The organism is Leptospira wolbachii serovar Codice str. CDC (assembly GCF_000332515.2).
In the GTDB taxonomy this organism is placed as follows: Bacteria; Spirochaetota; Leptospiria; order Leptospirales; family Leptospiraceae; genus Leptospira_A; species Leptospira_A wolbachii.
Genome location: NZ_AOGZ02000011.1, coordinates 1 through 6,132, shown reverse-complemented (window position 1 = coordinate 6,132; position 6,132 = coordinate 1). Strand labels below are relative to the sequence as shown.

The window sequence follows — 6,132 nt, the reverse complement described above, 5'->3', positions numbered from 1 at the left end:
GCAATTAACGAACTAGACTAACCGACGTAGGCTGGCCCTGAGTCCCGAACGGGACGTTAGGGACTGGCCACGACACTTGCGCCGGCAAGGGGAGTGCCAGAAGCCTATGTGGCGCAGCCCAAGCGAGGGCGAAGTCCCGAAGCGAAGCGGTTAGTTGCTGTTATACGACGGTCAGCATATTAACTAATCCAGTTTTCTATTTTAAGTTCTTTAATTCTCTTAAATTCTTTTTCATTGTTCGTAACAATTATAATGTCATTGGCGATAGCTTGAGAAGCGATGAGTAAGTCATAGGGACCTATAATTTCTCCTTTCTTTTCTAGTCTTGTTCTAATAGATCCAGCTATCGAAGCAGCTTCAGAGTCGAAAGGAATCATATTTAGATAACCAAGAAATTCATTAAGAGTTTTTTGGTTTTGATCAGATTTTTGACTTTTTTGAACACCATATTTTAATTCGAATTCAGTAATGGTTGAAATGAAAATGTTATCTAAGCTAACTTTTTTAAATTTTTGATAAACATTTTCAGGTTTTTTATTAATGATATAGATGCAAGTATTTGTATCTAACAAATACTGATTCATATCGAATTTCTCTTATCAAAAGAGTCCGGCTGATTTCTTTCAATTTGAAAATCATCTGAAAAATCATTGAGTGATTTCCATAATCTATCAACAGCATCATCGATTGGAGATATGATAACACAATTTCCATCTTTTCTGATGTAGACTTCTTTTCCCTTGAATCTAAATTCTTTTGGGAGTCTTACCGCTTGACTATCACCGTTTTTGAATAATTTTGCACGATTCATATATATAATTAAGTATATATATTTTTATTTGTCAATTCATAAAAATGAATATTTTCCCTAGGCTACCTATGTTCCGAGGTATACATTTGCTGACTTTCGTATAACGAACTAGGCTAACCGACGTAGGCTGGCCCTGAGTCCCGGAACGGGACGTTAGGGACTGGTCACGACACTTGCGAATGCAAGGGGAGTGCCAGAAGCCTATGTGTCGCAGACCGAGCGAGGGCGAAGTCCCGAAGCGAAGCGGTTAGATGCTGTTATACGACGTGCTTGGGTTTAACTGGCTTTAAGTTCTTTATATTTTTTTATTGCTCTTAACTCATTTTTCAATTCATACTGTTTTATTTCTAAATCATAATGAGCTTGAATAGAGAGCCAGAACTCAGGAGAATTTCCGAAGAATTTAGAGAATCGTAAAGCCGTATCTGCAGTGATTGCTCTTTTTCTATGAATAATTTCACTAATTCTTTTTTGATCGATAAGGGTACTTTGTGCCAGTTTATAAGCAGATAATTCCATAGGTTTAAGAAAGTCTTCTAAGAGAATTTCCCCAGGATGAATGTTCATAAGTTCTTTATTCATACAGAATCTCCTTAATGATAATCTACAATTTCAACGTTTTCGACAGAGCCATTATTCCAGTTAAAACAGATTCTATATTTCATATTAATACTTATTGAATGTTGCCCAGATCGGTCGTCAGTAAGCTGGTGCAGTCTATTTCCGGGTGGTGTCTTTAAATCGTCTAGATTTTTAGCACTATCGATATGGATCATTTTCCTTCTAGCGGTTCTTTGAATATCCTTTGGAAATTTTTTAGATAAAGCACCATTCCAAATAGCTTCAGTTTCTTTATCTCTGAAGGATTTTATCACAAGTCAATGCTGGTGTATTAGGATACTAGTGTCAAGCGCTATTAGTGGTAATTGAGAGATATTTTGATTAAAGGAAATGACCTCAAATGAAGACTTTTCTGCATTTCTTACCTTGTCTGTATCAAACAGATTTGAAATTTAAAAGTTTATATTTCCAAGCATGTCGTATAACGAACTAGACTAACCGACGTAGGCTGGCCCTGAGTCCCGAACGGGACGTTAGGGACTGGCCACGAGACTTGCGGATGCAAGGGGAGTGCCAGAAGCCTATGTGGCGCAGCCCAAGCGAGGGCTCGTCCCGAAGCGAAGCGGTTAGTTGCTGTTATTTGCAGTGTGGCATTTCGTAAGGATTCGAGCATTTATCGAAATTTCTTTTTATTTACTTTTCATTTTCTATTTTTATTAGAAAAGAGACAGATATGGAATGTGATACATATACAAATTTTGGAACAGTTGCTTTAGTGTTTATTGGGTTTGCCCAAGTTTTTATTCTCTTTATTCAGCATCGACATAATCAAATAGTATTAATTGAAGAGTATCGTAGACAATTTCTAACTATTAAATTAGATCTTGGTGTATTAGTATTTATAGGAAGAAGCCCGGATGAGTATTACCAGATATTACCGAAAGATGAAATTGTAAAGTTAAAAAATATCTCATCAAGATCGGATGATAACTCGCCAACAATATGGGCATTGGATTCTGCAAAGGCTTTCTTTCCTTATTTTAGTGGTGTATGTTTGAAAATTCTACAAGGGCAACTGAACATTCAAGATATATATCCATTATTTGGGTCTGAGTTGTTACGGCATAGTTTGCCGTTAAAAAAACTCTTGGAGAATTTTCATAATGATCACTTTCCAGTTAGTAAAGTTCATTTGAGTATTCGTTCAGAAATACAATCATGGCTGTTATATCATGACGGTATGCGTCGAAGATGCTTAATTTTACTAGATTTACTTTGGGCTGAAGCTTCAAGATTGGAAGATTTAGCTCCATCTGATTTAATTTCAGCTGCGAATAAAAAGAGAAAAACTGGTGAAATCAATAGAAGTAGGTTGTTCGAGGAGGCTAAAAGGATTAATAGACCTTTAATTCCGTTTAGAGAATATTTATTATCAGATTTTCTTAAACATAGTGAATATAAGAGAGGTCGTTTCTTAAAAGGTCTCGATAGTAATCTTCTAAGAGCCCTTGATGAAAGATGGACTGAAAATCTTCAGGGTAAGTCTTTATAAAATAATTTTGCCACATTGCAAATAACGAAATAGGCTTCTCGACGTTTGCGGTCCTGGAGCGCGCTAAACGCGCGGAAGGATTGGAACGAAGGCTTGAGTGAGCATTAGCGAACGATCACAAGCCGAGTGACAAAGCAAATGTGCCGGAGGCCAAGCGAGAGTTGCGAAGCAATCTCGAAGCGCCGCGAGAAGCCGTTGTTATACGCAGTTCTGAATTTATAACCAATTTATCCAGTATAATGTATTTTTAAGCCAAATAGTAGAATCAGGTAGTTTGTTTAATATTCTTTCAATTTCATTTGATGTTAAAACTATAGGATCTTTAATAGTCGACCAAATGCAGAAGTAAAAATCTGACTTATTGTCGAAATGTTTTCTTTCAATTTTTAATTTTATTTGAACAGATAATGAATCGTTTTCTTTAATTGTTTTAGAATGAAAAATTAAATCTTTTTTGCTTAGATTTTTGCAAAATAAATCAAAATTTTTAATGAATCCACCTTTATATGCAGGTACGAAAAATCCAATTTCTTCTAGAATTTTTGCAATTAATGTTTCAAATTCTAAACTTGAAAGACATTGTAACTTTCGATCAAAATTTATTATAGTTTGGTTTGATCGAGAAATGCAATATTTAATAGCGCTAAGATTTCCGTAGTATTTTTCATTATTTAAGTCTCTGAATGTACCTGACGAAATATATCTGTTTGATTTTATTGAAACTAAAACAAGCGGACATTCTTTTATTTTTATTTTCTTTAATATTTCAATTCTGATATATTTGATATTTTCATTCTTATATTCTAGTTCATTTATTTCAAAACCTTCTATTACTTCCGATATAGGTTTATACAAATAAACGTCTTTTTCTCCTATAGAGATTATAATTGATTCTTCGTTAATACTTTTATCAAAAGTATCTACAAACAATTTAGCATCTCTATATGCCTGTGGATGTAAATTATGGATTTCTTTATTATTTTTTCGAATTGAATCTATAGTAGATTTTCCATAAAAAATTGGTGCAATGTTTTTCTCGGCTATCCAAAGATCGACTTGAGATTTGCTATTTAGATTTATGTTTAAAAAATAGTATTTCATTTTTTCAGAATTGCGTATAACGAACTAGGCTTACTGAAGTTGTCCGACCCTGAGTCCCGTACGGGACGTTAGGGACTGGCACGTAGCTTGCGTTTGCAAGCGAGTGACAGGAGGACAATTTGGCGTAGCCCGAGCGAGGGCGCAAGTCCCGAAGCGAAGCAGTAAGCCGCTGTTATACGACGTAGCCTATTGTTAGATATTAAGTTTAGCTAAAGATTCTAATATTTTCTTAATCTCTTTTAACTTGTATTGTCCTTCGGCGACTCCGATTACGAAGTCATACAATATCTCATTTGAATCAAGTATTTCGTATCCGTTAATATCGAGAAAGACTAATGAAGAAGCCAATGCTACTCGTTTATTTCCATCCAAAAAAGGATGATTTTTGCATAAGTAATATAAATATGCAGCAGCTCTATCGAATAGAGAAGGATGTAAGCTGATACCATCAAAAGTAGTCATTGGTTGGTTAATGGCTGATTCAAGAAGTCCGTGATCGCGAATGCCAGTTGCTCCGCCATAGAGTTCGATTTGATTTTTGTGGATAAGAATTACATCCTCAATAGAGAGGAATATAGTTTCATCCAGCATTACTGCGCAAGTTTTTTGAGTGTCTTGCCGTGAGCTTTATTAATCTTTTCAATAGATTTGGTAATACTCTTTTCTATGGGTTTTATAATCAAAGATTTGCCATCAGTAGTAACTTCGAGAGTCGAATTTTGATCAATTTTTAAAAGTTCAAGAATCGGTTTCTCAATAACTAAGGCGGAGCTGTTCCCGTGTTGTACTAATTTTTTTAACATGTTTATCCTGTAGTAACAATGTTGTAACATTGTGTAATCAATTTCAATCAGAAATTTCAGTATTTTTTATTCGAAATGTTAAAGAAAATTCTAACTTGAATTTTGGTCTCTTTCGCAGTTATTGATCTTTTATCTGTCTTTTTTGCTAATTTTCATGTTAAAGATTAATTTTTAGGCTATGTCGTATAACGAACTAGGCTTACCGACGTTTCGTGTAGCTGAGCCTCTGTAAGAGGCGTTAGCGCAACACGGAATGTGCCTTTAGGCCGAGCGAGGGCCCCACGAGATCCAGATTTTCTCAGAAATCTGAGGCGAAGTGGAAAAGTGCCCGAGCGAGCGGTAAGCCGCTGTTAATTGCAGTTAGTTAGTATATAAAAAGAGTTTGGTCGAAAGAGTAATTAATCTAGCGCAAATTTTCTCTTAATTTCTAAAGCGTTAAAGAATAAACTTCACTTTCATGGAGAGAAACGCTCTAATTGTTCTCTTCCAAAGCTTAAATCGACAACAGCCTCTTAAAAAAATTTGCGCGTTTTCTTCATTTAAGCAACTAATTGCAATTAACGATAGAGGCTTACCGACGTTTCGTGTAGCTGAGCCTCAGTAGGAGGCGTTAGCGTAACACGAAATGTGCCTTTAGGCCGAGCGAAGGCCCCACGAGATCCAGATTTCCACAGAAATCTGAGGCGAAGTGGATAAGGACCTGAGCGAGCGGTAAGGCGATGTTAATTGCAGTTGGTTATCTATTGAATTTGTTAGAAATACGAAGTGGCTTATCCCAAGCGCGCAAATTTTCGTTCTTATTTCTTTTTCTTTAAAGCGCGCCGATCATTCATGAAGCATGGGAACCGTGAAAAAAAATAATATGAATATGAGCGAAGTAAATCTCTTCACTCATATTTTTTCTTTAAATCACCTGAATCTCGTACAAAACGTTCAAGCCAGAGCAAGCTATAATTCAGAGAAAAGTTATTTGTATCTTTTTGAATCTTTAAGAAAATTTGCGCGCTGATTTTTTTTCAAGAGATTTAACCAATTGCAATTAACGAACTAGACTAACCGACGTAGGCTGACCCTGAGTCCCCGAAGGGGACGTTAGGGATTGGCGCGACGCTTGCGTAAGCAAGAGGAGTGACAAAAGCCTATGTGTCGGAGACCGAACGAGGGCGCAAGTCCCGAAGTGAAGCGGTTAGTTGCTGTTATACGAAGGTTCGCATTTACTTCCAATTATATCTTCCGATATTTAAACCATCTTTTTTAGCTGCAGTTGCTAGATTATCGTCCGCGCTGAGAAAGAAAGTTTCTTC

8 protein-coding genes are annotated in these 6,132 nt (G+C 36.2%); 1 reads left to right on the top strand and 7 read right to left on the bottom strand.

All coding sequences use genetic code 11. From position 1 onward, the window contains the following. Window positions 1-179: 179 nt before the first annotated feature. The 4 genes from vapC to LEP1GSC195_RS03980 form a co-directional block, all read right to left on the bottom strand. Window positions 180-584 (bottom strand): type II toxin-antitoxin system tRNA(fMet)-specific endonuclease VapC, encoded by a 405-nt coding sequence (gene vapC, locus LEP1GSC195_RS03995; protein WP_015680205.1) that lies wholly within the window; start codon window positions 582-584, stop codon window positions 180-182. Then, window positions 581-811, bottom strand: coding sequence for a type II toxin-antitoxin system antitoxin VapB (gene vapB, locus LEP1GSC195_RS03990; RefSeq protein WP_015680208.1), 231 nt, complete (start codon window positions 809-811; stop codon window positions 581-583). Before vapB ends, vapC begins: the two co-directional genes overlap by 4 nt. A 276-nt stretch (window positions 812-1,087) precedes the next feature. After that, window positions 1,088-1,393, bottom strand: a complete 306-nt coding sequence (locus tag LEP1GSC195_RS03985; protein ID WP_015680206.1) for a HigA family addiction module antitoxin — start codon at window positions 1,391-1,393, stop codon at window positions 1,088-1,090. A gap of 11 nt (window positions 1,394-1,404) precedes the next feature. Continuing rightward, entirely contained in the window at window positions 1,405-1,686 is a 282-nt protein-coding gene (locus LEP1GSC195_RS03980; RefSeq protein ID WP_039927719.1) for a type II toxin-antitoxin system RelE/ParE family toxin, read from the bottom strand. 419 nt (window positions 1,687-2,105) lie between these two features. Between LEP1GSC195_RS03980 and LEP1GSC195_RS03975 the strand changes: the two genes are divergently transcribed. After that, window positions 2,106-2,924 (top strand): hypothetical protein, encoded by an 819-nt coding sequence (locus LEP1GSC195_RS03975; protein WP_015680204.1) that lies wholly within the window; start codon window positions 2,106-2,108, stop codon window positions 2,922-2,924. 216 nt (window positions 2,925-3,140) lie between these two features. On the opposite strand, the gene LEP1GSC195_RS03970 is transcribed toward LEP1GSC195_RS03975, so the two are convergent. The 3 genes from LEP1GSC195_RS03970 to LEP1GSC195_RS03960 all read right to left on the bottom strand — a co-directional run bounded on the left by LEP1GSC195_RS03970 (window position 3,141) and on the right by LEP1GSC195_RS03960 (window position 4,828). Beyond that, window positions 3,141-4,025 carry a hypothetical protein gene (locus LEP1GSC195_RS03970; RefSeq protein WP_015680209.1) on the bottom strand — a complete coding sequence of 295 codons (885 nt, stop codon included), beginning with the start codon at window positions 4,023-4,025 and terminating at the stop codon, window positions 3,141-3,143. Window positions 4,026-4,217: 192 nt separating this feature from the next. Continuing rightward, window positions 4,218-4,616 carry a type II toxin-antitoxin system death-on-curing family toxin gene (locus LEP1GSC195_RS03965; protein WP_015680207.1) on the bottom strand — a complete coding sequence of 133 codons (399 nt, stop codon included), beginning with the start codon at window positions 4,614-4,616 and terminating at the stop codon, window positions 4,218-4,220. Beyond that, window positions 4,616-4,828 (bottom strand): AbrB/MazE/SpoVT family DNA-binding domain-containing protein, encoded by a 213-nt coding sequence (locus tag LEP1GSC195_RS03960; RefSeq protein WP_040506342.1) that lies wholly within the window; start codon window positions 4,826-4,828, stop codon window positions 4,616-4,618. Before LEP1GSC195_RS03960 ends, LEP1GSC195_RS03965 begins: the two co-directional genes overlap by 1 nt. Window positions 4,829-6,132 lie beyond the last annotated feature (1,304 nt).